Below are 26,527 nucleotides of genomic sequence, written 5' to 3'. Positions count from 1 at the left end.
GAAATTGCCGCGCGCTTCCCCCGATATCGATATCAGGACCGTTGACAGTCCTTATCCGGGCTGCCTAGCTTACGCCGCAGAAAATGACATCAGCGGCCTCTTCTTTCCGGCATGACGGCTGCTTTTCGATTCTTCGACTTATCGAATGCTGCTGGAGTGTCCTTGACCGAGTCGCTTGTCCTCACCGCGCCCCCGGTACCGCCGGCGCCGGCCGAGCGGGTCCTCCCGCTCCGCCGGCCCGGGCGGTGGATCGCCACCGCCGTCGTGCTGGTGCTGGCCTCCCAGGCAGCCCACGGGCTGTTCACCAATCCCTTCTACCAATGGGACCGGTTCGCGTACTGGTTCGTCCGGCCGGCCATCCTGGAGGGCCTGCTCATCACCCTCCAGGTGGCCGCGTACAGCGCGGTCCTGGGCCTCGCGGGCGGCATCCTGCTCGCCCTGGGCAGGCTTTCCGCGAACCCCGTACTCCGGTCGGTGAGCTGGACGTACATCTGGCTGCTGCGCTCGGTGCCGCTGATCGTGGTCCTGCTCTTCCTCTACAACCTCAGCGCCCTCTACCCCACCCTGAGCATCGGGGTGCCCTTCGGGCCCGCCTTCTTCACCTTCGACGAGTCGCGGCTGGCCACCGACATCGTCGTGGCGGTCGTGGGACTGAGCCTGAGCGAAGCGGCGTACGCGGCCGAGGTGGTACGGGCCGGCGTGCTCTCCGTCGACCAGGGCCAGCACGAGGCGGCGGCCGCGCTGGGACTGCCCAAGCGGTACCAGTTCGCCCGGATCGTCTTCCCCCAGGCGCTGCGCTCCATCGTCCCCGCCTACGTCAACCAGTTGATCGGGCTGGTCAAGGCCACCTCGCTGGTCTTCTACGTATCGCTGCTCGACCTGTTCGGCACGGTGCAGAGCCTCGGCAGCACCTACTCCGGCGACGTCGTGCCGCTGCTGCTGGTGGCCACCTTCTGGTACGTGGTCCTCACCAGCGTCCTTTCGGTCGTCCAGTTCTACGTCGAGCGGTACTACGCGCGCGGTGCGCTGCGGACCGTACCGCCCACCCCCCTGCAGCGGGCCCGAACGGGCCTGCGCGATCTCCGGGACCGCTTCCGGAAGGAGACGGCGCGATGACCACCAGCACGCGGGCCGCCGCGATCGAGGTCCACGACGTGCACAAGTGGTACGGCGGCCGGCAGGTCCTGGACGGGGTGAGCCTGACGCTGAGGCCGGGCACGGTCACCGCGGTCCTGGGCCGCTCCGGCTCCGGCAAGTCCACCCTGCTGCGGGTCATCAACCACCTCGAGAAGCCCGAGGCCGGCTACGTCAGCGTGGGCGGCGAGCTGATCGGCGTACAGCGGCAGGGCGGGCGGCTGAAGGAGCTGAGCGAGCGGGCGATCCTCGCCCAGCGCGGCCGGATCGGCTTCGTCTTCCAGAACTTCAACCTCTTCCCGCACCTGACCGTGCTGGACAACGTCGCCGCGGCCCCAGTGGCCACCGGCAGGCTGCCGCGGCCGCGGGCCCGTGCCCTGGCGCGCGAACTCCTGGAGCGCGTCGGGCTCGGCGACCGGACCGGCGCTTATCCGCGGCAGCTCTCCGGCGGGCAGCAGCAGCGCGTGGCCATCGCCCGCGCCCTCGCGCTGCGGCCCGGAGTCATCCTCTTCGACGAACCCACCTCTGCCCTCGACCCCGAACTCGTCGGCGAGGTGCTCTCCGTGATCAAGGACCTGGCCACCGGCGGCACGACGCTGGTCATCGTCACGCACGAGATCGGCTTCGCCCGCGAGGTCGCCGACGAGATCGTCTTCCTCGACGGCGGCCGCATCGTCGAACAGGGCCCGCCCGAGCAGGTGCTGGACCGGCCCGCCCATGCCCGCACGCGGGAGTTCCTGAGCAAGGTGCTCTGACTCCGCCGCGCCCCACCCCACCTGGCCCCACCGCCCTTCCCGACCCGAAAAGGAACACCATGCAACGCCCACGCTCCCTGCGCACCAGACTCGTCCGCGGCCTCGGCGCCGCCACCGCCACCGTCGCGCTCGCCTCCGGTCTCACCGCGTGCGGCGGTGACGCCGAGGCCACCGGACCGGGCTCCGGCAAGGTCACCGTCGGCGGGGTGTCCAACGGCGCAGCCCAGCCGGCCGAGCTGTCCGTCCCGGTGGTCGAGTCCCTGCGCGCCCAGCTGCCCGCCGAAGTCCGCGAGCGCGGCGAACTCGTCATCGGGGTCGGCGCGCTGCCCGCCGGCTACCCGCCGCTCGCGTACGTCGGCACCGACCAGAAGACCCTGACCGGGGCGGAGCCGGACCTCGGCCGGCTGGTGGCCGCGACGCTCGGGCTGAAGCCGGTGGTGAAGAACTCCACCTGGGAGAACCTCTTCGTCGGCATCGACAGCGGCAAGGTGGACGTGGCCTTCACGAACGTCACGGTCACGGAGGAGCGCAAGAAGAAGTACGAGTTCGCCTCCTACCGGCAGGACAACCTGGCCTTCGAGACGCTGAAGGACAACCCCTGGAACTACGGCGGCGACTACCGCAACCTCGCGGGAAAGACGGTCGCGGTCAGCTCGGGCACCAACCAGGAGAAGATCCTGCTGGAGTGGCAGAAGAAGCTCCAGGCCGAGGGCAAGGACATCACCGTCAAGTACTTCCCCGACGTCAACAGCACCTACCTGGCCCTCAGCGGCAAGAAGATCGACCTCAGCTTCGGCCCGAACCCGTCCATCGCCTACCACATCACGCAGACGTCGAGCGGCAGCGCCCCCACCCGCAACGCGGGCTCCTTCTCCGGCGCCGGCGAGTCGCTCCAGGGCCTGATCGCCGCGACCGCGAAGAAGGACAGCGGGCTCGCCAAGCCGGTCGCCGAGGCGATCAACCATCTGATCAAGAACGGCCAGTACGCGGAGCTCCTCGCCGCCTGGAACCTCTCCAACGAGGCCGTCACCACCTCCGAGGTCGACCCGCTGGGCCTGCCGGTGACCAACTCCTGAATCCCCGGCCCCCGGGCCGCGCCACGGACGGAGAGCCCGCCCCATGAGCACGAACGCAGGTCCCAGCAGGCGTACGAGTCCGAGCACCAGTGCGAGCACGAGCACGAGTACCCGTACGCGCCCGGGCGCCGTGGCGTCCCCGCACGTCCTCGACAACCCCGCCTGGGCCTCGTTGTCCGGCGCGCACGCCGCCTTCGCCGAGCGGCCGGCCCCTTCCCGCGCCGGCTTCTCCTCCCGCGCCGCCCGCTACCCGTCGGACGTCTCGCCGTTCGCCGCCCTCGCCGACCCGGCCGACCCTGATTCCTGGGCGGACCTGCGCAGGCTGGTCGGCGACGGCGGGATCGCCGCGCTCGCCGGCGTGCTGAGCCCGCCCGACGGCTGGGAGACGGTCGGCTCGGTCCCCGGCGTCCAGCTGGTCGACACCTCGCTGCGCGCCGAGCCCGCCCCGGAGGCGGTCAGGCTCGGCCCCCGTGACGTACCCGAGATCCTCGGTCTCATCGAGCTCACGAAGCCCGGTCCGTTCCTGCCCCGCACCGTGGAGCTGGGCACGTACCTCGGCGTCCGGCACCGGGGCCGGCTGATCGCGATGGCCGGAGAGCGGCTGCGGCCACCCGGCTGGACCGAGATCAGCGCGGTGTGCACCCATCCCGACCACCGGGGCTCGGGGCTGGCGACGCGGCTGGTCCGCGCCGTCGCCGCGGGCATCCGGGAGCGCGGCGACGTCCCGTTCCTCCATACCGCCGCGAGCAACACGACGGCGATCCGCCTGTACGAGTCGATCGGCTTCACCCTGCGCCGCCGCCCGTCCTTCACAGCGGTCCGCGCGCCCGGCAACACCCCTGCCAACTTCTCTTAATATTCAAGTCATTGTATGGCACCGCTATGAGGCATAGCGTTTCGGAAGGAAATGGGTGACGGGCCTCTTCCCCGCCCTCTCGTACGCCCTCATATTCGCGACGCGCATCGGCCTCCTTTTCGCCCGGCCGATCAGGAAGGCGTAATTCGACGTGTCCTCCTCCCCGCCCGCATCCGCATTCACACCGGCATTCACACCAGCACCTTCCGCACCGCTGCACCTCGCCGTCGCGCTCGACGGCGCGGGCCGGCACCCTGCCGCCTGGCGCGAGCAGGGCGCCCGGCCCGGTGAACTCTTCACGGCCCGCTACTGGGCCGATGCCGTGGCCGAGGCCGAAGCCGGGCTGCTCGACTTCGTCACCTTCGAGGACTCCCTCGCCCTGCAGTCGTCCTCGGCGGACGGGCCCGACGGACGCACGGACCAGGTCCGCGGGCGGCTGGACGCGGTACTCACCGCCGCCCGAGTCGCCCCGCTGACACGGCACATCGGACTGGTCCCGACGGTGACCGCCACCCACACCGAGCCCTTCCACATGTCCAAGGCGATCGCCACCCTGGACCACGTCAGCCGTGGGCGTGCGGGCCTGCGGATCCAGGTGTCACAACTCGCCCACGAAGGCCGGCACTTCGGACGCCGGCCGGTCCCGCTCCCCGAAGCGGACTCCTACGAGGAGGCCGCCGACCACATCGAAGTGATCCGGCGGCTGTGGGACAGCTGGGACGACGACGCCGAGATCCGGGACGTGGCCACCGGCCGGTTCGTCGACCGCGACAAGCTGCACTACATCGACTTCGAGGGCCGTCACTTCAGCGTCAGGGGGCCGTCGATCACCCCCCGCCCGCCGCAGGGGCAACCGCTCATCACGGCGGCCACCGCGGCGAGCACTGCCGGCGCGCAGGGCGACGGCAGCGCCGCGCACGGCCTCATCGCCCGGTCCGCGGACGTCGGGTACGTCGACGTACCCGACGCCGACGGGGCCCGCGCTGCGGTCACGGAGATCCGGCAGGCCCGGGCATCCGCCGGGCTCGCGGCGCAGCCTCTGCACCTCTTCGCGGACCTCACCGTGTTCCTGGACGAGGACGCCCCGGCCGCCGACGCGCGCAGGGAACGCCTGGACGCCCTCGCGGGCACCCCGTACGGCAGTGACACGGCGGTCTTCACCGGGACCTCCGCGCAACTGGCGGACCTGCTCCAGGACTGGCGGACGGCCGGGCTGTCGGGCTTCCGCCTGCGTCCGGGCACGCACGCCCACGACCTGCCCGCGATCACCCGGGGGCTGGTGCCGGAGCTCCAGCGGCGCGGGGTCTTCCGCCGCGCGTACGAGGCGGACACCCTGCGCGGCCTGCTGGGCCTGGAGCGCCCGGCCGGCCGCTATGCCGCCCACCCCGCCGCCTGATCCCGGACCGGAAGGCCCCGTCATGAGCAGCAAACCGCTCAAGCAGATCCATCTCGCAGCCCACTTCCCCGGCGTCAACAACACCACCGTGTGGAGCGACCCGGCTGCCGGGAGCCACATCGACTTCGACTCGTTCGTCCACTTCGCGCGGACCGCCGAACGCGCCAAGTTCGACTTCCTCTTCCTCGCCGAGGGGCTGAGACTGCGCGAACAGGGCGGGAAAATATACGACTTGGACGTGGTCGGCCGTCCCGACACCTTCACGGTGCTCGCCGCCCTGGCGGCGGTCACCGAGCGCCTGGGCCTGACCGGCACGATCAATTCCACCTTCAACGAGCCCTACGAGGTGGCCCGCCAGTTCGCCTCGCTCGACCACCTGTCCGAGGGCCGGGCCGCCTGGAACGTGGTCACCTCCTGGGACGCCTTCACCGGCGAGAACTTCCGGCGCGGCGGGTTCCTGCCGCGCGAGGAGCGCTACAGCCGGGCCAAGGAGTTCCTGGTCACCGCGACCGAGCTGTTCGACTCGTGGGACGGCTCCGAAATCCTCGCCGACGCCGGCTCGGGCACCTTCCTGCGGGACGCGCGGGCCGGGGCCTTCGCCCACCGCGGGCAGCATTTCGACATCGAAGGCCACTTCAACGTGCCGCGCAGCCCGCAGGGCCGGCCGGTGATCTTCCAGGCGGGTGACTCCGACGAGGGCCGCGAGTTCGCCGCCTCCAGCGCCGACGCGATCTTCGGCCGCTACGGCACCCTCGACGCGGGCCGGGAGTTCTACGCCGACGTCAAGGGCCGGCTGGCCGCGTACGGGCGCAGCCACGACGAGTTGAAGATCCTGCCCGCGGCCACGTTCGTCCTCGGCGACACCGACGCCGAGGCCCGCGAGGCGGCCCACGAGGTGCGCCGCCTCCAGGTCAGCGGACAGACCGCGATCAAGTTCCTGGAGCACGTCTGGAACCGGGACCTGTCGGGCTACGACCCGGACGGCCCGCTGCCCGAGGTCGACCCGGAGGTCGGGGAGAACACCATCGCCCTGGGGCGCGCGAGCGTCCGGGAGTTCCGCGACCCGCTCGCCACCGCCCGGCAGTGGCGCGCGCTCGCCGAGGCCAAGAGCCTGTCGATCCGCGAGCTCGTCATCTCCACCACCGCCGACCAGACCTTCGTCGGCTCCGCCGCCACCGTCGCCGAGCAGATCAACACGCTGGTGCAGGCGGACGCCGCCGACGGCTTCATCCTGGTCCCCCACATCACACCGGGCGGCCTGGACGTCTTCGCCGACACCGTGGTCCCGCTGCTACAGGAGCGGGGCGTCTTCCGCACCGAGTACGCGGGCACCACCCTGCGCGACCACCTCGGGCTCGCGGTGCCGGAGGCCGCCTCCGACCGGCAGGCGGCGGGCTCGTGAAGTTCCTGGCCATCACCCTGATCACGGACTCCGCGGATCCGGTGACGGGCGCCCCCACACCCACCCGTGAGCGGTTCCGCGAGGTGGTCGACGCCGCGCTGCTCGCGGAGGAGCTCGGCTTCGACGGCTTCGGGGTCGGCGAGCGCCACGAGCGGCCGTTCCTGTCGTCCTCGCCACCCGTAATCCTCAGCCACGTCGCCGCGCTGACCCGCCGGATCCGGCTGTTCACCGCCGTGACCACCCTGAGCCTGCTGGACCCTGTGCGTGCGTACGAGGACTACGCGACGCTCGACCACCTCTCCGACGGCCGGCTGGAACTGATGATCGGCAAGGGCAACGGCACGGCCCAGCGCGAGCTGTTCCACGTGACCCCGGAGGACCAGTGGGAGCGCAACGCCGAGGGCTACGAGCTGTTCCGGCGGATCTGGCGCGAGGACAAGGTGAGCGCCGAGCCGCGCTTCCGCCCCGCGCTGGCCGGCGCCGAGGTGCTGCCGCGGCCCTTCCAGCCGGCCCTGCGGGTCTGGCACGGCAGCGCGACCAGCCGGGAGTCCGTCGATCTCGCCGCGCGCTACGGAGACCCGCTCTTCTCGGCGAACGTCACCCACCCGATCGGTCCGTACGCCGAGCTGATCCGCCACTACCGGGAGCGCTGGGAGCACTACGGGCACGATCCGGCGCACGCCGTCGTCGGCGCGGGTTCGGCCGGCTACCACGCGGCCCCCACCTCGCAGCAGGCGGTGGCGGCGTACCGGCCGGCGTTCGCCCGGTACCTCGCCTTCCACAAGCAGCAGGGTCTGGATCCCGTCTTCCCGACACTGGAGGACTTCGTCGAGCGGAGTTCGGCACTGATCGGCAGCCCCCAGCAGGTGATCGAGAAGGTCCACCGCTACCACGAGGCCTTCGGCCACACGGCCCTGCACCTCCAGGCGGAGCCGGGCGGGCTCACCCCCGCGGAGCACCGGGCCTCCCTCGAACTCTTCCAGTCGCAGATCGCCCCGGAGCTGCGCCGCGCGATCCCCGACCCTTCCTTCCCCGACCTGTAAGGAGCCCGGCCATGTCCGGCATACCCCTCGGGGTCCTCGACCTCGTCCCGGTCCCGTCCGGCTCCACCGCCGCCGAGGCCCTGCAGCACAGCATCGACCTCGCCCGGCAGACGGAGGCCTTCGGCTACACCCGCTACTGGTTCGCCGAACACCACCTCAATCCGGGAGTCGCCGGGACCTCCCCGGCGGTCGTGCTCGCACTGACCGCCTCCGCGACCTCGACCATCCGGCTCGGCTCCGGCGCCGTCCAGCTCGGGCACCGTACCGCCCTGTCCACGGTCGAGGAGTTCGGCCTGATCGACGCGCTGCACCCCGGGCGCCTCGACCTGGGCCTGGGCCGCTCGGCGGGCCGGCCACAGCCGGGAGCTTCGCAGGACCCTCCGTTCGAGGGACACACCCCGAACGGGCTCCGCATCCCGGCCCGGTTCTCCTTCGCGCACCTGCTGGGTCATCCACGGGTCGCGCTCCAGCAGCGGCTGCTGAACCTGCCCGGTGCCCAGCCGCAGGACTACGCCGAGCAGATCGACGACGTCCTCGCGCTGCTGCGGGGCGACTACCGCTCCCCGGAGGGCGTGGAGGCGCATGCCGTGCCGGGCGAGGGGGCCGACGTACAGGTGTGGATCCTGGGCAGCAGCGGCGGAGTCAGTGCGGAGACCGCCGGCCGCAACGGGCTGCGGTTCGCGGCCAACTACCACGTGAGCCCCGCATCGGTGCTGGAGGCGGCCGAGGGCTACCGGGCGGCCTTCAAGCCCTCCGCCGAGCTGGACCGGCCGTACCTGACGGTGTCCGCCGACGTCGTCGTCGCCGAGGACGACGCGACCGCCCGCGAGCTGGCCACCGGCTACGCACCCTGGGTGCGCAGCATCCGTACCGCCGAGGGCGCCATCCCCTTCCCCACGCCCGCCGAGGCACGCGCCGTGCCCTGGATGGAGGCCGATCGGGAACTCGTCGCCGACCGGGTGGACACCCAGTTCGTCGGCTCGCCGCGGACCGTCGCCGGGCACCTGGACCGCCTCCAGGAGGCCACCGGGGCCGACGAATTGCTGATCACCACCATCACCCACGACCACGCGGACCGGGTCCGCTCCTACCGCCTGCTGGCCGAGGAGTGGCAGCGCCGCTGACGCGCCGGCGGACCCGGATCAGTGGGCCGGGGTGCGCGGAGCGGGTGCAGGAGCCCGACACGCGCAGGGGTGCCGACACAGCGGTCACAGCCCGCCTGTCAAGCCACGGGATCCCGGACCATGACCCGGGGCCGCGGCTGGGGCGCAATGGAGACGAGAACGACGGCCGCCGAACGGCAATCCGCCTCGTCCGCACCCCGACGCCCCTCGAATAGGAGGCCTCTCCTCATGGCCATGATCAAGACCCGACGTCTCGTCCCCCTCCTGATCGCCACCACCCTCACCACCGGAGCGATCGCCCTCACCGCCACCTCCGCCACCTCCGCGACCGCCGCCCCATCCGCATCACCCGTGGGTATCACCACCGACAGCGACAACCCCCTCCTCAACAGACTCGGCAAGATCGGAAACCTGGGCAAGATCGGCCCGGTCGGCTCGAACAGCGCCAACGGCGGCGACACCCAGCCGCCCAGCATTGGCCCCGATCCCCGCAATGGCGGACTCGCCTGGGGCAAGGACCCCAACACCGCGCCCGTCGACATCCCTCCCTTCGTCGTCATGGAGAGTCGAACCGACGACGCGCGCCGCGGCCCCATCATCAACGACTCCAACCCCGGCAGCATCAGAAAGAGCGGCGACCCCGGCAAGATCGAACGCCCCAAGTCGGGGGACGGGGGTCTGACGTTCCCGGGCGCCAACGGTGGTGTCGTTCCGAAGTCGGGGGAGGGGGGCGAGGGCCTCCCGGGCGCCAACGGTGGTGTCGTTCCGAAGTCGGGCGAGGGGGGCCAGACCATCCCCGACGGCAACACCGACCCCGGCCCCCGCCAGGACAGCGACTACGGCATCTGGACCAACCCCGACCCCGGCCCCGTCGTCAACTGAACCCGTGCCCTCCACGCCACGGACCACCTGACAGGCGTACTCCCTGTGGGTCGCCGCCGTACCTTGCGTGCTGTGCCGACGGGAAGATCAGCCGAGGCCATCGTCAGGGAGCCGGGGGACCCGTACCGCGAACAGGACGGTGTCGTCCTCGGCCTCCCGCGGACCGACCGCGTCCAGGAGGGACCGCAGCAACGCATGGAGCCGGATTCCCGGCGGAGCCGTGGCGAGCAGGTGGGCGAGCCGGTCGACGTTCTCGTCGATGTCCGAGCCCCGCTCCTCGACCAGCCCGTCCGTGTACAGCAGGAGGGTGCTGCCCGGAGGGAGGGGACGGCTGCCGCAGGAGCGGGGCCCGGGCGGCAGAGCGTGGTGCAGCAGCACGTCGTGCTCCGTAAGGCTCTCCACGACGCCGTCACCGGTGAGCAGGAGCGGAGCGGGGTGGCCCGCGTTGCTCCACTTCAGGTTCCAGTGGCCGTCGGGCGCCGGGCTGAGATGGGCGTGGACGGCTGTGCCGCTCGCCGGGAGGTCCAGGCGCCGGCAGGCCCGCTCGAATGCGCTGAGGGCCTGCTCCGGACCCGTGCCGGGATGGTCGTGATCAGCCTGGCGCAGCATGCTGCGGACCTGGCCCATGAGGGCGGCGGCCCGCATGTCGTGTCCGGTGATGTCGCCGACGGTGACGGCGAACGCCTCCGAGGGACCTGCGCCCGGTACCTCCGGCAGGGGATAGGCGTCGTACCAGTCACCGCCGACCATGTCGTCCCGTGCGGCCGGCCGGTACAGGGCGGACAGCTCCAGACCGGGTACGTCGGGGAGATCCGTGAGCATGGCCCGCTGGAGCTCGCGGGCCACGGTGACGCGTTCTTCCAGGTGGAGGGCGCGTTCGACCGCCTGGGCGGTGTAGCCGGCGAGCGTGGTCAGTACCGCCCGCTCGTCCACGCCGATCTCGTACGGAGTGTCCCACCCCAGCACCAGGGCCCCGAGGGTGCCGTGCGTTCCGCGCAGGGGCAGGCAGGCGGCGGTGCTGAAGTGCGCACTGCCGAACGCAGGGCCGGCCAGGGCGCCGGAGGGGCCGCCCCCGCCGTCGGCCTCCGACGACCGGTCGACCACGATCATCCGGTTCTCGCGCACCGCCCGTGCGACCGGCCAGTCCGAACTGAGGCCGAGGGACTCGGGCACCCCGCCGTGGGCCGAGTCATCGCCGACGGGACTCATCGTGTGGTGGAGCATCCCCTGGCGCACCAGTGCCAGGTCGACGCGGGCCGGCTTGAGTTCACTGCCGACCAGGTCTCCGACCCGCTGGCTCACGTCGTCCAGGCTGCGGGTGTCGGCCAGGTCTTCGGATGCCCGCAGGAGCAGCTCGGAACGGTTGAGCAGCTCATGAGCGCGGGTTGCCGCCCCTTCGGCCGCGTCCACCGCGTCCTGCGCCGCTTCGCGGGCCTGGCGCCCGATCTCGGAGCGCATCCGCATCCGCATCTGCGCGCTGCACGCGGCGGCCAGGTCCGACAGGTCCTGTACGTCGTCCTCGCTCCAGGCTCGGAGGTCCTGGTCCACGACGGCGAGGACACCCAGGAGCTCGCCGGAACTCCCGACGAGGGGAACCCCGGCGAACGCGAAGGGTGCACCCTCGTCCCCGGCCCGCGGCAGGAACCGGGGGTGCCCGTTCTCCGCGACCCGCCGGCAGTACTCCAGTACGCCCGGGGCGGGTCTTGTCCCGGTCGGCCAGTACTCGGGGAGCGCCCCTGCGGCCTCGCCCGCCGGTTCCAGCCATACGAGCCCCTGCGGGGCCGCCAGAAGCCGCGTGGCGAGCCGGGCGAACCGATTCAACCGGGTTTCCTCTCCAACAAGGTCGGTGGGCAGAGCGGGCCCTTCCGCCTCGCAGACGGTCCGGCTCGGATACGGAAGACGCTCCGGACGCTCTTCGGGTCCCGGGCCCGTGCGCCGCACCTGCAGCTTTGGGCACTCCATCCTAGGCTTCTCGCGTCGGCCGCGGTCGCACCCTTCCCGTCACGCCACACCACGCAGCGCGGGCGGGCACCGGCCCCTCGAGCCGCGCTCCGACTCGCCCGAACGGTCCCCGGCGCGACAGCATGGGAGGGGGCGGTCGGCGGGCTCCTCGGGAGGAGGCGATACAGACAGTGATCAGACGTCGCTTTGCGTTCTGCGGGGCAGAGCTGGCCGCTGTCTATGTGGTCGCCGACCAGGCAAGGGAACTCCATCTGGCCGAGCTGACCGGAAACCGTGACGTCCTCTACGGACTGCCCGCCGTCCTCGCCGTGGCCAGCCATTCACCCGCCGCCAACGCCTTCCGCGACGGCCGCCCGCTGTGGCTGACCCCCAAGGAACTCGCCACGTTCATCGAGGATGATCCCCACCATTTCCCCACCCGGATCCGGGACGGCGACCCCGAATCGCCGGCCAGGATCTCCCTCGGCGCGCTGCCGCTGGGACACGGCGACCAGGAGCTCGGCTGCCTGATCGTCGCCGGCGAGGTCGGGGACGGCTTCAGCGCCGACGACCGCAGCCTTCTGGAGCTCTACGCCGATCAGGTGGCCGCCGGACTCGAATCGGTCGCCGCCCGCTTCGCCGGCCGCAGAGCCCCGCAGGCACATCTGGGCCAGTCCCTGGTTCCCCACCAGGGCGGCGCCTTCATCCTGGAACTGAGCACCGGCCACATGGAGGCCCACGCCCACGTGCTGGAACTGCTCGGTCTGCCTCCCGAGCAGTTCGACGGGCAGGTGGAGACCCTGCTGGCCTGCGCCGTTCCCGACGACATGCCCGCACTGATGGCGGTCGTGGAGCCGGACCGGCTGGCCGCCGTCGGACAGCAGCTGGCGTTCCGGATCCGCCGTCCGAACGGGGAGCTGCGCTGGCTGGGGCTGCGCTGCCGCGTAGAGGTGGACTCCGAGGGCACACCGCAGCGCGTCCTCGGCGTGGTGGCCGACGCCACCTATCTGCGCCCCAGCGCCGACGAGGTCTCCCTCGTGCAGCGGCTGTCGGCCACCCTGGCGGGAGCGGCGACCATCCGAGAGGTCAGCCGGCTGGCGGCCGCCGCCCTGCGCGAGCCGCTCGGCGCCTCCAGGGTCGCGGTCGGCGAACTGGAACCCGAGCGCCTCATCGTCACCGCCCTCGACCCGCCGGAGCCCGATGCCTGGCCCGAGGCCTGGCGCTCGGAATGGCGGTCCGTGTGGCCCGACGTGTCCCTCAGCGACCTCCCCACCCTGGAGGGCGCGCTGCGCGGGGGGCACATGAGCCTCTGGCCGCCGGGCGCGGATCTCGAACCCGGTCTCCTGGGCGTCGGGCCCGGCGGACTCGCGGTGCTGCCCCTGCCCGCCGAAGGCAGGATCGTCGGGCTGTGTCTGGTCGGGTGGGACGCCCAGCACCGGTTCGGACCGGAGGAACGATCGCTGCTAACCGCGACCGCGGGGCTGGTGGGACAGGCTCTGGTGCGCGCCCACGCACTGGACGCGGGCCACGAACTCGCCACCATGCTCCAGCGCAGTCTGCTGCCCCGGAAGCTCCCGGAGCTGCCGGGCGGGGTCGCCGTCGCCCGCTACCTGCCCGCCACGGCGGGACTCGAGGTCGGTGGCGACTGGTACGACGTCATCCCGCTCGGAGACGGCCATGTGGCGTTCGTCATCGGGGACGTACAGGGGCACAGCGCGGGAGCCGCCACCATCATGGGCCAGATGCGCACGGCGGTCAGGGCCTACGCGGTGGAGGGCCACCCGCCCGATGTGGTGGTCGCACGGGCCAACCGTCTGCTCGTCGGCATGGAGACCGACCTGTTCGCCACCTGTACGTATGTGGACCTGGACATGGAGGAGGGCATCGCCAGGGTCGTACGGGCCGGCCATCTGCCGCCGGTACTGCGCCGTCCCGACGGGGTCACCGAGGAGTTGGCGGTCGAGGGCGGACCTCCCCTGGGCGTGCTGGCGGAAGCCGAATTCCCCATGACCGAGGCGGGGCTGCTCCCCGGAACCGTGCTCGTCCTCCTCACGGACGGCCTGGTCGAGTCCGCCAGACTGCCCCTGGAGGAGGGCATGAGGCGGGTGTGCGATGTGCTCGCCGCGGCCGACCCGGTCGACCCCGGAGGGGTCGCCGACGAGCTGGTCTTCGGTGTGGGCCGTCGCGACGACGACGTGGCGCTGCTGCTGCTGCGCTACGACGGCACGCGGGGCCGGCCGAAGCGGGGCCACTGGACGGTGTGGCGGCTGCCCAACGCGGTCCTGCACGCGCGCCGCTTCACCGCGCGCACCCTGCGGACCTGGGGCGTGGAGGAGGAACTCGACGCAGCCCTCCTGGTCGTGTCCGAGCTGGTCACCAACGCCATCGCGCACACGCAGGGCGAGGTGGGGATGGACCTGACCCTGTCGGCGGACCGGCTGCGGATCGCGGTGAACGACGCGTCGCCGCGCAGCCCCGTCAAACCGGCATGGGTGAGCTGGGAGTCGACCGGCGGTCGCGGTCTCCTCATCGTCGACGCGACGACGATGGCCTGGGGCTCGGTACCGCTCAGCGGCGGCAAGCAGGTGTGGGCCGAGATCGCCTGGCACCGCAAGGGCGCCTGAAGCCGAAGCGGGGGCTGCGTCCCGTCACGGCTGCGCCCCCGCCGCGGGGGCGTCCTCCTGCCGGCCGCCTGGTGCTCACGTGCGGCCGGCCGGATCCTGGTCCTGGGCCGCTTCAGGGGACTTCGCGGGGGAGGGCACGGCGGTCAGCACGGGTGCGCGGCGCGTACGGCCCCGTGTGATCCGGGCGGCCACGGGTTCCGTGTAGCGGGCGGTGAGCGGCCCGATCACGACGAGGAGCAGGACGTAGGCGGTGGCCAGCGGGCCCAGTGCCGGTTCGATCCCTGAGGTGACGGCCAGGCCGGCGATGACGATGGAGAACTCGCCCCGCGCGACCAGCGTGCCGCCGGCACGCCAGCGCCCCTTGACGCCGATCCCGGCCCGCCTGGCGGCCCAGTAGCCGGTGGCGATCTTCGTGAGTGCGGTGACCACGGCCAGCGCGAGTGCGGGAAGCAGAACCGGCGGGATGCTCGCCGGATCGGTGTGGAGGCCGAAGAAGACGAAGAACACGGCGGCGAACAGGTCCCGGAGCGGGCTGAGCAGGGTGTGCGTGCCCTCTGCCACCTCGCCGGAGAGGGCGATGCCGACGAGGAAGGCCCCGACGGCGGCGGAGACCTGGAGCTGCTGGGCGATCCCGGCGACGAGCAGGGTGAGACCGAGGACGACGAGGAGGAGCTTCTCGGGGTCGTCGCTGGAGACGAACCGGGAGATCAGCCGCCCGTACCGGACGGCCACGAACAGGACCGCGCCCGCGACACCGAGCGCGATGGCCAGCGTCAGGCTCCCCGCAGCGAGGCTGACCCCGGCGAGCAGGGCGGTGATGATCGGCAGGTAGACGGCCATGGCCAGGTCCTCGAGGACCAGGATGCTGAGGATGACGGGGGTTTCGCGGTTGCCGACCCGGCCCAGGTCCCCCATGACCTTGGCGATGACGCCGGAGGACGAGATCCAGGTGACCCCCGCCAGCACGACGGCGCCCACCGGCCCCCACCCCATCAGCAGGGCCGCAACCGCGCCGGGCACCGCGTTGAGGGCGAAGTCGACCAGCCCGGCCGGGTATTGGGTCTTGAGGTTGGAGACCAGGTCGCTGGCCGTGTACTCCAGGCCGAGCATCAGCAGCAGGAGGATGACGCCGATCTCGGCGCCGATCGCGACGAACTCCTCGCTCGCGCCCATCGGCAGGAGACCGCCCTTGCCGAAGGCGAGTCCGGCCAGGAGGTACAGCGGTATGGGGGAGAAGTGGAAGCGGCCGGCGACACGGCCGAGCAGGCCCAGGCCGAGGATGATCGCGCCGAATTCGATCAGGAAGACAGCCGAGTGCACGGGCGTCACTCCCGTCCGAGTATCGCCGCGGCGGCCTCGACACCCTCGCGGGTGCCGATCACGATGAGGGTGTCCCCACCGGCCAGGCGGAAATCGGGTGCAGGGGAGGGTCGGGCCTCGGCGCGGCGCAGTACGGCCACGATCGATGCGCCGGTCTCGGTGCGCATCCGGGTCTCGCCCAGAACCCGCCCGTTCCAGTACGAGTGCCCGGACAGCTCGATCCGCTCGGCCACCAGACCCAGATCGGTGGTGTGGAGAACGTTGGGGCTGTGGTGCGCGGGCATGAGCGCGTCGATGAGCGAGGCCGTCTCCGCACCCGTCAGGTGCAGGGACTGCGCACAGGCGTCGGGGTCGTCAGCCCGGTAGACATTGACGGTCCGGGTGCCGTCCCGGTGCGCGATGACCGACAGGTGCCGGTGCCCGCGGGTGGTGAGGTCGTACTGGACCCCGATGCCGGGCAGTGGTGTGGTGCTCATCCGTGGAGCAGGCACAGCTCTGTCCCCCCTTGCTCTGTGCTCGACTGCGGTGCGGAGCCGGGTGGATGCGAGGCAGGATCCCGCTCCGGCGCGGGCTCATCGTGCCACCTCACAGCAGGGGCGGCATATGGGTGTCGGCACGGATGGACAAGGCGCCGACGAGGCGAAAGGGTGAGCAGGGACACCCGTTTCTCCGCAGGTCACAGCATGTGCGGGGGAGTGCCGGCAGGGATAGTGGAGGGGAGCGCGCCGACCAGCCGGACGCGGCGATGAGGCCACGAGGCGATGGGGCCACGAGGCGATGAGGGAACGAGGAAGAAACGATCATGTCGCTGTACTGGCGGATCTTTCTGCTCAACGCCGCCGTCCTCGTCGCGGCCGTTCTGCTGCTGCTCGGCCCCGTCACCGTCTCCACCCCCGTCCTCTTCGGCGAAGCCGTCGTCCTGCTCGCGGGGCTGGCGGCCATGCTGGTCGCCAACGCCGCCCTGCTCCGCATCGGCCTGGCCCCGCTCGGCCGGCTGACCCGCGCGATGATGGCGGTCGATCTGCTGCGCCCCGGCAGCCGGACCCGCGTGGAGGGGCCCGGCGAGATGGCCGAACTGACCACCACGTTCAACGCGATGCTCGTCAGGCTGGAGGCCGAGCGTGCCACCAGCAGCGCCCGGGCCCTCTCGGCGCAGGAGGACGAACGCCGCCGCATCGCGCAGGAGCTCCACGACGAGGTCGGACAGACCCTCACCGCCGTCCTGCTCCAGCTCAGGTACGCCGCCGACCGCGCCCCTGACACCCTGCGCGAGGAACTGCACCAGGTCCAGGAGACGACCCGCACCAGCCTGGACGAGATCCGCCGCATCGCCCGCCGCCTGCGGCCCGGCATCCTGGAAGAACTGGGCCTGCACAGTGCCCTGCGGGCGCTGACGGCGGAGTTCACCACCGGGACGCTCACCGTGCGGCACTTCATCGAACCGGGGCTGCCCGAGCTGGACGAGGCCACCGAACTCGTCCTCTACCGGGTCGCCCAGGAAGCCCTCACCAACGCGGCCCGCCACGCCGGCGCGAGCGACGTCGAGGTCCGTCTCTCCAACGGGCCCGCGGGGAAGGTGCGCCTGCTCGTACGGGACAACGGCATGGGCATGCGCCGCCTCGCCGCCGAGGGCGCCGGGATCCAGGGAATGCGCGAACGAGCCCTGCTGATCGGCGCCGACCTCGCCATCGGAGGCGGCCCGCACGATGGAACCGACGTACGTCTCGACGCACCCGCCCGCAGCACCGAAGAGAGCCGCCGATGACCGCACCGGACCAGTCGGGGCCGATCCGCGTCCTGCTCGCCGACGACCACGCCCTCGTACGGCGCGGGGTCAGGCTCATCCTCGACGCCGAGCCGGACCTGACGGTGGTCGCCGAGGCGGGGGACGGAGCGGAGGCCGTCGCCCTCGCCCGTACCCAGGACGTCGACCTGGCCGTTCTGGACGTGGCGATGCCGCGCATGACCGGTCTCCAAGCCGCCCGGGAACTCTCCCGGCTGCGGCCGGAGCTGCGGATCCTCATCCTGACCATGTACGACAACGAGCAGTACTTCTTCGAGGCCCTCAAGGCCGGAGCCGCCGGCTACGTCCCCAAATCCGTCGCCGACCGAGATCTCGTCGAGGCCTGCCGCGCGGCGATCCGCGACGAGCCGTTCATCTACCCGGGCGCCGAAACCACCCTGATCCGCAACTACCTCGACCGGGCCCGCCACGGGGATCCGCTGCCCGCCCGGGCGATCACCGAGCGCGAGGAGGAGATCCTCAAGCTCGTCGCAGAAAGCCACTCCTCCAAGGAGATCGCCGACATCCTCGTGATCAGTGCCAAGACGGTGGAACGCCACCGCGCGAACCTGCTCCAGAAGCTGGGGATGCGCGACCGCCTGGAACTGACCCGCTACGCGATCCGGGTGGGCCTGATCGAGCCGTAGCGGACCATCAGTCGGTCTTTCCGGGCCCGGGGGACAGCCCTACTGTGTGGACTGCCCCGTGGCTGTCGGGCGGGGCGGGGCAGGGCTGTGTTGTTTCTTCGGAGGGGGCGCGCGTCATGCGCGGGTTGGATCCGGATGATCCGGCGGAGGTGGGCCCGTACGTGTTGACGGGCCGTCTGGGCGAGGGCGGAATGGGCAGGGTCTACCAGGGCCGTTCCCCGGGCGGGCGCTTGGTTGCCGTGAAGGTGGCCAGGCGTGATCTCGCCGCCGATACGGCCTTCCGGTCACGATTCCGCAGTGAGGTCGAAGCGGCCCGCCGCGTGGGCGGATTCCACACGGCACAGGTCGTCGACGCCGATCCCGACGCGGACCCGCCGTGGATGGTCACGGCGTTCGTCCAGGGCCGAACCCTCGATGTGGCGATCGCCCAGGACGGTCCGATGGACGAGGACGGGCTGCGGGCGCTGGCCGCCGCCCTGGCCGAGGCCTTGGGCGCGATCCACGCCTGCGGTCTGGTCCACAGGGACCTGAAGCCGTCGAACATCATCATGTCGGGTGACGGGCCGCGCGTGGTGGATTTCGGCATCGCACGTGCACTGGACGAGACGCGGCTGACACAGACGAGTGTCGTGGTGGGTACCGCGGGCTTCCTCGCTCCCGAGCAGATCAGCGGGGGCGTGATCGGGCCGGCCTGCGACGTGTTCGCGCTCGGGGCCGTGCTGGTGCACGCCGCGGGCGGGCGCGCGTTCGGAGAGGGCGGCCACCTGGGACTCATGTACCGGGCCGTGCACGACGAGCCGGACCTCACGGCCGTGCCCGGACCGCTGCGCCGACTCGTCGAGGCATGTCTCGCCAAGGCTCCGGCCGACCGGCCGGAGCCTGCAGGACTGCTGGAGGCCCTCGGGCCGGTGGCGTCCGCACCAGTGGCGTCCGCACCGGCGGCGGGACGGCCGGCGGCGTCCGACGCTGGCGTCGTCGCACAGGAGGGCGGGGCGGAAGCCGCCCCGGCGCGCCCCGCCCCGCCTGCGGTCACGGTCCCCGCGACCGCGGTCGACCGTCGGCGACCCGAGGCCCGTGCCGGCGGAGCCGGACTACAGGAGGCCATGTTCACCACGCCGCGCCGCAACCGCGCCGCGGTCGCCCTGACATGGGCCGCCCTGGCCGGCATCTGCTCCTATGCCGCCTTCGCCATGACCCTTACGCACGAGACCGCCGCGACCGTGCTCGTCCTGCTCCCCTGGCTGTGCGCCCCCTTGTTCGCGGCCGTCATCGCCTGGCAGCCGGCGGCCTTGCAGATGAACGCCTCCGGGCTGATCGTCCACCAACAGACCCTGAACGGCCGGCGGGGGGCCCGGATCGCCTGGCAGCACCTCGCGGGTGTCGACGTGATCCCCTTCGGGCCCCAGCGCCTGCCGGTCCTGCGCCTCACCTTCGTCGACGGCGCGCCCCTGCCCTTCGACCTCGACCCCGATGCCTGGCAGGCCACCGCACTCGACGTGCCGCTGCCCAGGAAGGTGACCTGCACGGGATCCGACGGCAGTCCCGCCCGGCCCCGGCGCCCCGACCCCGACGCCCTCAAGCAGACGGCCGAGGAAGCCGTACGGCACTTCGCCCCCCACACCCTGCCCCGGCGCCGAAAAAAGCGGCCGACCGTTGAAAGGGACCTCCCCGAGCGCCTCCAGCTCGCCGTACCGCGCTCCCACCGCAAGGCCGCGGCCGTCGCCTGGCTGGTGGCGGCAGCAGGCTTTGCATGGTGGTTCTACCTCCGAACCCAGAGCGGTGAGACGGAGGACGGCTGGGACGCCCTGTGGCTCGTCGTGCCGGCGCTCGGAGCGATCGCATGCCTGGTGCGGCTGGCACAGGCGCTGTTCTTCGAGCAGAGCGTCGCCTTCGACGCGGACGGCATCACCGTGCGCAGCCTCGGCACGGGTGCCTGGTTCATCGTCGAGAGCCAGCTCATCCCCTGGGCCGACGTGTCCGCACTGAGTCCGGCGTCACCCGGGAGCGCGATGGTCCGCGTGCACCTCCGGAGCGGGCGGCCGCTCCCGCGGCCGCAACGCGGCCTGGCACGGCACACCGAGACCCGGGTCGACCTGGACCTGAGCGCCGGCGGCACTCGGGGCTCCATCGAGCGACGGCGCCTCATCGCCGCGGTCCGGCACTTCGCCCCCCACGTCGACACCGGCCAACTGTGAACTTGCCGCACCGCGAGCCCGTCAGCGACTCCGGCCGGCGTTGAGCCGGGCGGCCTGCCGCGTCAGGTGGTCGCGCTCGGCGGTGTTGGGGGCCTTCAGAGCCGCCTCGGCGTACAGGCGCGCGGCCGTCACCGGGTCGCCGTCGCGCTCGTGGAGGTACGCCGCCACCGCGGTGTGGCGGGGCAGTGAGTCGTCCAGCGCCGCGAGCGCCGCCAGGCCGGCGCGCGGCCCGTCGGCCTCGCCCACGGCCACCGCGCGGTTGAGCCGCACGACCGGGCTGTCGGTCAGGCGCGCCAGCTCGTCGTACCACTCGACGATCTGCACCCAGTCGGTCTCACCGGCGGTGGGCGCGTCGGCGTGCAGGGCCGCGATGGCGGCCTGGGCCTGGAACTCGCCCAGCCGGTCGCGGGCGAGGGCCGCCTGAAGGATCCCGACGCCCTCGGCGATCAGCCCGGTGTCCCACCGGCCGCGGTCCTGCTCGGCGAGCGGCACCAGGCTGCCGTCGGGCGCGGTCCGGGCGGCGCGCCGGGCGTGGTGGAGCAGCATCAGGGCGAGCAGCCCCGCCACCTCGGGGTGGTCGATCGCGGCCGCGAGCTGCCGGGTGAGCCGGATGGCCTCGGCGGCGAGGTCGACGTCGCCGGAGTAGCCCTCGTTGAAGACCAGGTAGAGGACGCGCAGCACGGTGGAGACGTCGCCGGGCTGGTCGAACCGCACGCCCGAGACGGTGCGCTTGGCCCGGCTGATGCGCTGCGCCATGGTCGCCTCGGGCACCAAGTAGGCCCGGGCGATCTGGCGGGTGGTCAGACCGCCGACGGCGCGCAGCGTGAGCGCGACCGCGGACGACGGCGTCAGCGACGGGTGGGCGCACAGGAAGTAGAGCTGGAGGGTGTCGTCCGCCCCGGGCACCGGCCCGGGCGCCGGCTCCTCGTCGACGAGGTCCTCGCGTCGGCGCCGGGCGGCGTCCGAGCGGGTCGCGTCGAGGAACCGGCGCCAGGCCACCGTGATCAGCCAGGCCTTCGGGTCCCGCGGCAGGTCGTCCGGCCAGACGCGGACGGCCTCGAGCAGCGCGTCCTGTACGGCGTCCTCGGCCGCAGCGAAGTCGGCTCCGCGGCGGACGAGGATCCCGAGCACGCTCGGCGTGAGGCTCCGGAGCAGGGCCTCGTTCACCTGGTTCACGTCGTTCACCTGGAAGGTCACTCCGTGATGGTGGGCGGCGCGGCCAGGAACGGGCGCAGCTCCAGCCACTCGTGGATCGGCTTTCCGCCGGCCCCGGGGGCGGCCGACAGTTCCCCGGCCAGCTCGAGGGCGCGCTCGTAGCTGTCGACGTCGATCACCATCCAGCCGGCGATGAGGTCCTTGGTCTCGGCGAACGGGCCGTCGGTGACCGGCGGGCGCCCCTCGCCGTCGTACCGGACGAACGTCCCCTCGGGGGCGAGTGCCTGACCGTCGACGAACTCGCCGGTCCCCTCGAGCCGGGCCGCGAAGTCGTGCATGTACTGCATGTGCGCGGAGATCTCCTCCGGCGTCCACTGGTCCATGGGGACGTCGTTGACCGCTGCCGGGGCGCCGCGGTAGTGCTTGAGCAGCAGGTACTTGGCCATGGTGTTTCTCCTCGGTGCCGTGCGACCCATTGTGGTCGCGTTCACTGCAGGGACGGAGCCGGTTCCGGGTTCTCGACATCCTCCCCGAAACTTTTTCTCCCGCGGCGCGACGAGGCCTCGCGCCGCCCCTGCGCGGCTAGCATGCGGGCATGGAGATCCGGGTGGGCCAGGTGGTGGTCCACTACGTGGAGCACGGGACCGGTCGACCCGTGCTGGTGCTCCACGGCGCCGGCGTGGACCACCGCGAGACCGAGGCCTGCTTCGAGCCGGCTCTCGACGGCGTCGCGGGGCTGCGGCGGATCTATCCCGACCTTCCCGGCATGGGCCGGAGCACCGCTCCCGGGACGCTGCGCAGCGCCGACGACGTACTCGACACGCTGCTCGGCTTCGCCGACGAGGTCACGGGCGGGTCCGCGTACCTCCTCGCCGGTCACTCGGCGGGCGCGTACTACGCGCAGGCGATGGCCGCGAGGCGCCAGGCGCAGGTCGCCGGCCTGGCGCTGGTCTGTCCGCTGCTGCCGAGGCTCCGGGACGTCCCGGAGCACCGTGTCGTCGCCGGATCGGGTGAGATCGGTGACGACGTCTTCCGGAGCTACTTCGTGATCCAGACCCCGGAGATGCTCGAACGGTACGAGCGGTACGTCGCCCCGGCCGCCGCGCTCGTCGACGAGGCGGCGCTCGAACGGATCGGCGAACGGTGGGCGCTCACCCCCGATGACGCGCCGGCCTACGCAGGCCCGACAGCCGTCGTGGCCGGGCGGCTGGACTCGACGGTCGGGTACGCCGCCGCCGTCGACCTCGTCGACCACTACCCGCACGCCTCGCTCGCCGTCGTCGACGACGCGGGCCACGCCCTGCCCCACGAGCGACCGGAACTCCTGCGCGCACTCCTCGCCGACTGGATCGGGCGCGTCGTGCGCGTCGGGCGCTCGAGCCGACCCGAAACAGGCTCCTGACCTGGTCAGAGGCGCGCCCGCAGCCGGGGGACCCCGACGCCCGTTTGACACGGTTCGAAGGGGTGGCAGGGTTGTAAGGGGGGTCAATCTTGGGAGGCTCCGGATGGCATCCTGTTCGGCTTGGGGTTCCATGGCGAGGCAGCTTCCGCTCAGGCTGACGGCCGGCACGTTCTTCCTGAACTCCGGCGTTTCGAAGCTGGGCGCGGACGAGGCCACCGCTGAGGGACTGCACCAGTTCGCCGCTCACACCTACCCGTTCCTGGGCGAGCAGGATGCCCAGAAGTTCGTCCGGCTCCTCGCCGCCGGCGAGATCGCCATCGCCGCCGCGCTGCTCGTGCCGTTCGTCCCGGCCGCTGTCGCAGGGGCCGCGGTGACCGCGTTCTCCGCCGGCACCCTCGGGCTCTACCTGCGGACGCCGGGGATGCGGCAGGAGGGCAGCCTGCGCCCCACGGAGCAGGGGATCGCGCTGGCCAAGGACGTCTGGCTGCTCGGCATCGGCGTCGCCCTCGTCGTCGACGGCGTCAGCGAACACGGGTGACGCACCACGGGCCCCACGGGCACCATTGGCACGTCGGCCAGGAGCGCGCATGGCCATGACCAAGTGGTTCTTCGAGCCCGGTCACACCGCGGCGGAGTTCCGCGCCCGGCACATGATGGTCACCCACGTGCGCGGGCAGCTCAAGAACGTGCACGGCACGCTGGAGGTCGATCCCGACAAGCCGGAGGAGGCGCGCGTCGAGGCGACGGTCGACGCCACCCAGGTGTACACCGGGCAGCCCCAGCGCGACGCCCACCTCCGCAGCGCCGACTTCTTCGACGTCGACCATCACCCGACCTGGACGTTCGTCGGGTCGCGCGTACATCAGGTGAGCGGCATCGAGTTCGAGGTCACCGGAGATCTCACGGTGCGCGGCGTGACGCGCCCCGTGACCTTCGACGTCACCTACCTGGGGCAGTGGGACACCCCTTGGTGGGAGGACGGACGGGATCTCGGGCCCCGGCGGCGCGCCGGTTTCACCGCAACGACGCGCATCAACCGGCATGACTTCGGCGTGAACTGGAACGACGTGGTCGGCCGCGGCGGAGTGGTCGTCAGCCCCACGGTCGATGTCGTGGTCGACGTCGAGGCCGTCCTCGAGCCCGGTGAAAGGGCCGCCTGAGCACGACCGGCGCGGCCTGCGCGCGGGGTGCCGCCCCGGCCGCCGCGCGCAGGCCGCGAGGCGGGTGGGCTCGTCACCCGGCGTTCGCCATGGATTCCCGCCCATGTGGTTGCGCGCGGACGGGGAAGGCCGTCCACGGTGCGGGCAGGCGTTTGACCGGCTCGCGCCGCCCCGGCTATGTTGCGCGCCATGTACCGATCCGCGCTTCTGACGACACGAGGTCATGTCGACCTGAAGCGTGTCTGCTCCGCCGCGTGTCAGCGGTCCTGACCGTACGGCGACCGCGCGGATCCCTCGTCTTCGTCCTGCCCGGCAGTGGGCGCGGAGCCTGAACTCCCGCAGTGTCCCCGCGTTCTGGTGAACAGCGCTCCCTCCGTGGAGCTTCCTGCGCACGTCCTCGCCCGGAATCGGCCGCCCGTCGCGCGCCGGTTCCGGCGCCCGGCGTTGCGCGCCACCGCACAGGACCTGGAAGGCCCCCGTGGACCGATCGAAGACCTCAGCCAACCGCCGTACTCCGCTGCGCCGTTCCGACATCCCGTCCGCGAGCGCGAATCCGCTGCGGAGGTCATCCGGTACCGGGGCGGTGCTGGGGGCCGTCCTCGACCACGGCCCCGTCGCCCGCAGCACCGTCGCCCGGCTCACCGGACTCTCGCCCGCGGCGGTCAGCGGGCACTGCGCGGCTCTGCTGGACCGGGGGCTGGTCAGGGAAGGCCCCGAGACGGCGGGCCCCCGGGGACTGGGCCGCCCCTACATTCCCGTCGAGATCGACACCAGCCGGTTCCTCGTCGCCGGGGCGCACATCGCGGTTCCCCACACGACGCTCTCCCTGATGGACCTGACCGGGCGGATCGTCGCGGAAGAGCGCCGGCCCCACGAGGGCACCGAACCCGGCCGGGTGCTCGCCCGGGTGGCCGCCGGACTGCCTCGGCTGCTGGCCGCGCACGGGGCGGGGCGGACGGCCCTCGCCCTGGGCGTGGCCACCGGGCACTGGGTCGATCCCGAGGCCGGGACCGTGGTGCACCACCCCCAACTGGGCTGGCGGGGCGTTGCCGTACGGGACGAGCTCGCCGCGGCGACCGGTGTGCCCGTGCACCTCGACAGCCATTCGAGGGCCCTCGCGCGCGCCGAGCAGCTCATCGGCGAGGCGGCCACCCGCGGCAGTGCCGTCGTGCTGTTCGTCGGCAACGTCGTCGACGCCGCGTTCGCCACCGCGGGCGCCGTGCACCAGGGGCCGCGGTTCGGAGCGGGGAACGTGGCGCACCTGACGGTGGGCACCGCCTCGTCCGGCGCCTCGTGCACCTGCGGTACGGCCGGCTGCCTCCAGTCCGAGGTCTCGGAGCCGGCCATGGTGCGCCGAGCCGTCGAACGGGGCCTTCCCGTCGCGAGGTTCGCCGAACTGCTGGACCTTGCCGTCGCGGGTGATCCCGTGGCGGCAGAGCTGTTCCGGCAGCGGGCCAGGCTCACGGGCAGGGCGGCGGCGGTGCTGCTGGACATGTTCGATCCCGAGGTGCTGGTCGTGGTCGAACAGGGAACGGGCCGACTCCCCGCGTGCATGGACGAGTTGCGGGCGGAAGTGGAGGCGCGGTCCGTGGTGTGCGACGACGCCGGGCGGTCCGTCGTGCCCAGCAGTTTCACCGGGTCGGTGCTCGCCACCGCGGGAGCGGCCGTCGCGTTGGGCGCCCTCCACGACGACCCGCTGGGCCCGTGGCCCGCCCTGCCGGCCGTCTCCTGACCCGGGGCCGCGACCTCAGGAAATCGACTTAATTCAGAAAGTTGCATTGTTGACCGTGCTGTCTCCCGAAAGGGAGGATGGATTCATGAGCAGCCCGCAGAGGAACCGACGGCACGCGCACCGCTCCTGTTGTTGACATGAGAGCCGGCGGCGCTTCCACCGCCGTCACGACGCGCTGCGCGCCTCCTTTCGCGTACGCCTTTCCCCGGCATTCCTGAGCCCGACCGGCAACGTGCCGGTCCCTGCTCTGCCGCGCCCATTCCGCCGAGATCCGCTTCCTTGCGCCCTTTTCCGTACCGCCGACTCCAGCGGACGCCGCGCAAAGGCAGCGCACGGCACCATTCACCCTGGGGGAACGTTGAGTATTTCCTTGTCCTCGTATCCGGCAGCGAGCCTGGTCGAGCCGGCCCGCTTCAAGCAGATCTTCCGCGCCTACCCGGGCGGGGTCGTGGTCGTCACGGCCGACTCCGGGGCGGGCCCGGTCGGCTTCACCGCCACCTCGCTGACCTCGGTGTCGCTCGAACCGCCCCTCGTCTCCTTCGGCATCGCGAACAGCTCCTCCTCGTGGCCGCACCTGGAGCGGGCCGGGTCCGTGGTGGTCAACTTCCTCGGCTCCGCCCAGGAAGACCTGGCCAGGCGCTTCGCGACCAGCGGTGTCGACCGGTTCGCCGCGCCGACCCGGTGGCACCGGCTGCCGCAGGGCGAGCCCGTGCTCGACGGGGTCACCGGCTGGCTGCGCCTCACCGTCGAACAGCTCGTTCCCGCGGGAGACGCCCACATCGTCGTGGCGCGCGTCGCAGAGGCCTGGCAGGCAGAGGGCGGCCGGCCCCTGCTCTTCCACAACGGCGCCTACCACTCCCTGTGAACTCCGGCGACCGGCGAATCCCCGTCATGAGAACA

At 72.2% G+C, this 26,527-nt stretch carries 23 protein-coding genes; 18 read left to right on the top strand and 5 right to left on the bottom strand.

Annotation, left to right across the window (positions count from 1 at the left end; translation table 11 throughout):
* Positions 1-111: 111 nt before the first annotated feature.
* The 9 genes from OG472_RS03345 to OG472_RS03305 all read left to right on the top strand — a co-directional run bounded on the left by OG472_RS03345 (position 112) and on the right by OG472_RS03305 (position 9,668).
* Positions 112-1,116, top strand: a complete 1,005-nt coding sequence (locus OG472_RS03345; RefSeq protein WP_405827630.1) for an amino acid ABC transporter permease — start codon at positions 112-114, stop codon at positions 1,114-1,116.
* Positions 1,113-1,889, top strand: coding sequence for an amino acid ABC transporter ATP-binding protein (locus tag OG472_RS03340; RefSeq protein WP_401614316.1), 777 nt, complete (start codon positions 1,113-1,115; stop codon positions 1,887-1,889). The genes OG472_RS03345 and OG472_RS03340 overlap by 4 nt, the downstream gene beginning before the upstream one ends.
* A 59-nt stretch (positions 1,890-1,948) precedes the next feature.
* Entirely contained in the window at positions 1,949-2,965 is a 1,017-nt protein-coding gene (locus OG472_RS03335) for an ABC transporter substrate-binding protein (RefSeq protein ID WP_405827628.1), read from the top strand.
* A gap of 43 nt (positions 2,966-3,008) precedes the next feature.
* Entirely contained in the window at positions 3,009-3,821 is an 813-nt protein-coding gene (locus OG472_RS03330) for a GNAT family N-acetyltransferase (RefSeq protein ID WP_405827626.1), read from the top strand.
* Positions 3,822-3,972: 151 nt separating this feature from the next.
* A complete protein-coding gene (locus tag OG472_RS03325; RefSeq protein ID WP_405827624.1) occupies positions 3,973-5,217 on the top strand; it encodes an LLM class flavin-dependent oxidoreductase in 1,245 nt (414 codons plus the stop codon).
* Between the two features lie 22 nt (positions 5,218-5,239).
* Positions 5,240-6,619, top strand: coding sequence for an NtaA/DmoA family FMN-dependent monooxygenase (locus OG472_RS03320; RefSeq protein WP_405827622.1), 1,380 nt, complete (start codon positions 5,240-5,242; stop codon positions 6,617-6,619).
* Positions 6,616-7,662, top strand: a complete 1,047-nt coding sequence (locus OG472_RS03315) for an LLM class flavin-dependent oxidoreductase (protein WP_405827620.1) — start codon at positions 6,616-6,618, stop codon at positions 7,660-7,662. Before OG472_RS03320 ends, OG472_RS03315 begins: the two co-directional genes overlap by 4 nt.
* Positions 7,663-7,673: 11 nt before the next feature.
* Positions 7,674-8,786 carry an LLM class flavin-dependent oxidoreductase gene (locus tag OG472_RS03310; protein ID WP_405940860.1) on the top strand — a complete coding sequence of 371 codons (1,113 nt, stop codon included), beginning with the start codon at positions 7,674-7,676 and terminating at the stop codon, positions 8,784-8,786.
* A 228-nt stretch (positions 8,787-9,014) separates the two neighbouring features.
* On the top strand, positions 9,015-9,668 hold the full coding sequence (locus tag OG472_RS03305) for a hypothetical protein (RefSeq protein WP_405940859.1): 654 nt from the start codon (positions 9,015-9,017) through the stop codon (positions 9,666-9,668).
* An 87-nt stretch (positions 9,669-9,755) separates the two neighbouring features.
* Here OG472_RS03305 and OG472_RS03300 read toward each other — a convergent pair whose 3' ends face one another.
* Complete coding sequence (locus tag OG472_RS03300; RefSeq protein ID WP_405827615.1) at positions 9,756-11,489, bottom strand: SpoIIE family protein phosphatase; 1,734 nt, start codon at positions 11,487-11,489, stop codon at positions 9,756-9,758.
* A gap of 311 nt (positions 11,490-11,800) precedes the next feature.
* Here OG472_RS03300 and OG472_RS03295 point away from each other — a divergent pair, with 311 nt between their 5' ends.
* A complete protein-coding gene (locus tag OG472_RS03295) occupies positions 11,801-14,233 on the top strand; it encodes a SpoIIE family protein phosphatase (RefSeq protein ID WP_405827614.1) in 2,433 nt (810 codons plus the stop codon).
* Between the two features lie 75 nt (positions 14,234-14,308).
* On the opposite strand, the gene OG472_RS03290 is transcribed toward OG472_RS03295, so the two are convergent.
* Both OG472_RS03290 and OG472_RS03285 read right to left on the bottom strand, forming a co-directional pair.
* Positions 14,309-15,553 (bottom strand): cation:proton antiporter, encoded by a 1,245-nt coding sequence (locus tag OG472_RS03290; RefSeq protein ID WP_405827612.1) that lies wholly within the window; start codon positions 15,551-15,553, stop codon positions 14,309-14,311.
* Between the two features lie 5 nt (positions 15,554-15,558).
* The gene (locus OG472_RS03285; protein WP_383576158.1) at positions 15,559-16,029 is read right to left on the bottom strand and encodes a cation:proton antiporter regulatory subunit; all 471 of its coding nucleotides are present in this window, start codon (positions 16,027-16,029) and stop codon (positions 15,559-15,561) included.
* A 326-nt stretch (positions 16,030-16,355) separates the two neighbouring features.
* Here OG472_RS03285 and OG472_RS03280 point away from each other — a divergent pair, with 326 nt between their 5' ends.
* The 3 genes from OG472_RS03280 (at position 16,356) to OG472_RS03270 (ending at position 20,178) form a co-directional block, all read left to right on the top strand.
* Positions 16,356-17,318, top strand: a complete 963-nt coding sequence (locus OG472_RS03280; protein WP_405827610.1) for a HAMP domain-containing sensor histidine kinase — start codon at positions 16,356-16,358, stop codon at positions 17,316-17,318.
* Positions 17,315-17,983 carry a response regulator gene (locus tag OG472_RS03275; protein ID WP_405827608.1) on the top strand — a complete coding sequence of 223 codons (669 nt, stop codon included), beginning with the start codon at positions 17,315-17,317 and terminating at the stop codon, positions 17,981-17,983. Before OG472_RS03280 ends, OG472_RS03275 begins: the two co-directional genes overlap by 4 nt.
* Positions 17,984-18,099: 116 nt before the next feature.
* Positions 18,100-20,178, top strand: a complete 2,079-nt coding sequence (locus OG472_RS03270) for a protein kinase domain-containing protein (protein ID WP_405827606.1) — start codon at positions 18,100-18,102, stop codon at positions 20,176-20,178.
* A gap of 21 nt (positions 20,179-20,199) precedes the next feature.
* Here the strand turns inward: OG472_RS03270 and OG472_RS03265 are convergent, their stop codons facing one another.
* Both OG472_RS03265 and OG472_RS03260 read right to left on the bottom strand, forming a co-directional pair.
* The gene (locus tag OG472_RS03265) at positions 20,200-21,345 is read right to left on the bottom strand and encodes an RNA polymerase sigma factor (protein ID WP_405834758.1); all 1,146 of its coding nucleotides are present in this window, start codon (positions 21,343-21,345) and stop codon (positions 20,200-20,202) included.
* Between the two features lie 26 nt (positions 21,346-21,371).
* A complete protein-coding gene (locus OG472_RS03260; protein ID WP_383576147.1) occupies positions 21,372-21,779 on the bottom strand; it encodes a YciI family protein in 408 nt (135 codons plus the stop codon).
* A 149-nt stretch (positions 21,780-21,928) separates the two neighbouring features.
* On the opposite strand from OG472_RS03260, the gene OG472_RS03255 reads away from it, so the two are divergent.
* The 5 genes from OG472_RS03255 to OG472_RS03235 all read left to right on the top strand — a co-directional run bounded on the left by OG472_RS03255 (position 21,929) and on the right by OG472_RS03235 (position 26,492).
* Positions 21,929-22,735: an alpha/beta fold hydrolase gene (locus OG472_RS03255; RefSeq protein WP_405827604.1), complete on the top strand. Its 807-nt coding sequence runs from the start codon at positions 21,929-21,931 to the stop codon at positions 22,733-22,735.
* A 130-nt stretch (positions 22,736-22,865) separates the two neighbouring features.
* Positions 22,866-23,273: a hypothetical protein gene (locus OG472_RS03250; protein WP_401614344.1), complete on the top strand. Its 408-nt coding sequence runs from the start codon at positions 22,866-22,868 to the stop codon at positions 23,271-23,273.
* A 49-nt stretch (positions 23,274-23,322) separates the two neighbouring features.
* Positions 23,323-23,895: a YceI family protein gene (locus OG472_RS03245; RefSeq protein WP_405827602.1), complete on the top strand. Its 573-nt coding sequence runs from the start codon at positions 23,323-23,325 to the stop codon at positions 23,893-23,895.
* A gap of 478 nt (positions 23,896-24,373) precedes the next feature.
* Entirely contained in the window at positions 24,374-25,627 is a 1,254-nt protein-coding gene (locus tag OG472_RS03240) for an ROK family protein (protein ID WP_405827601.1), read from the top strand.
* 358 nt (positions 25,628-25,985) lie between these two features.
* Complete coding sequence (locus tag OG472_RS03235) at positions 25,986-26,492, top strand: flavin reductase family protein (RefSeq protein WP_405827599.1); 507 nt, start codon at positions 25,986-25,988, stop codon at positions 26,490-26,492.
* Positions 26,493-26,527 lie beyond the last annotated feature (35 nt).

The organism is Streptomyces sp. NBC_00207, from assembly GCF_045160965.1.
Classification (GTDB): Bacteria; Actinomycetota; Actinomycetes; order Streptomycetales; family Streptomycetaceae; genus Streptomyces.
This window is presented reverse-complemented; position numbering and strand designations above follow the sequence as displayed.

Bases quoted from the DNA above. Each gene is read 5' to 3' on its own strand.
- OG472_RS03345 (WP_405827630.1), top strand. From the start codon at position 112: ATGACGGCTGCTTTTCGATTCTTCGACTTATCGAATGCTGCTGGAGTG.
- OG472_RS03340 (WP_401614316.1), top strand. From the start codon at position 1,113: ATGACCACCAGCACGCGGGCCGCCGCGATCGAGGTCCACGACGTGCAC.
- OG472_RS03335 (WP_405827628.1), top strand. From the start codon at position 1,949: ATGCAACGCCCACGCTCCCTGCGCACCAGACTCGTCCGCGGCCTCGGC.
- OG472_RS03330 (WP_405827626.1), top strand. From the start codon at position 3,009: ATGAGCACGAACGCAGGTCCCAGCAGGCGTACGAGTCCGAGCACCAGT.
- OG472_RS03320 (WP_405827622.1), top strand. From the start codon at position 5,240: ATGAGCAGCAAACCGCTCAAGCAGATCCATCTCGCAGCCCACTTCCCC.
- OG472_RS03310 (WP_405940860.1), top strand. From the start codon at position 7,674: ATGTCCGGCATACCCCTCGGGGTCCTCGACCTCGTCCCGGTCCCGTCC.
- OG472_RS03305 (WP_405940859.1), top strand. From the start codon at position 9,015: ATGGCCATGATCAAGACCCGACGTCTCGTCCCCCTCCTGATCGCCACC.
- OG472_RS03285 (WP_383576158.1), bottom strand. From the start codon at position 16,029: ATGAGCACCACACCACTGCCCGGCATCGGGGTCCAGTACGACCTCACC.
- OG472_RS03280 (WP_405827610.1), top strand. From the start codon at position 16,356: ATGTCGCTGTACTGGCGGATCTTTCTGCTCAACGCCGCCGTCCTCGTC.
- OG472_RS03275 (WP_405827608.1), top strand. From the start codon at position 17,315: ATGACCGCACCGGACCAGTCGGGGCCGATCCGCGTCCTGCTCGCCGAC.
- OG472_RS03270 (WP_405827606.1), top strand. From the start codon at position 18,100: ATGCGCGGGTTGGATCCGGATGATCCGGCGGAGGTGGGCCCGTACGTG.
- OG472_RS03260 (WP_383576147.1), bottom strand. From the start codon at position 21,779: ATGGCCAAGTACCTGCTGCTCAAGCACTACCGCGGCGCCCCGGCAGCG.
- OG472_RS03255 (WP_405827604.1), top strand. From the start codon at position 21,929: ATGGAGATCCGGGTGGGCCAGGTGGTGGTCCACTACGTGGAGCACGGG.
- OG472_RS03250 (WP_401614344.1), top strand. From the start codon at position 22,866: ATGGCGAGGCAGCTTCCGCTCAGGCTGACGGCCGGCACGTTCTTCCTG.
- OG472_RS03245 (WP_405827602.1), top strand. From the start codon at position 23,323: ATGGCCATGACCAAGTGGTTCTTCGAGCCCGGTCACACCGCGGCGGAG.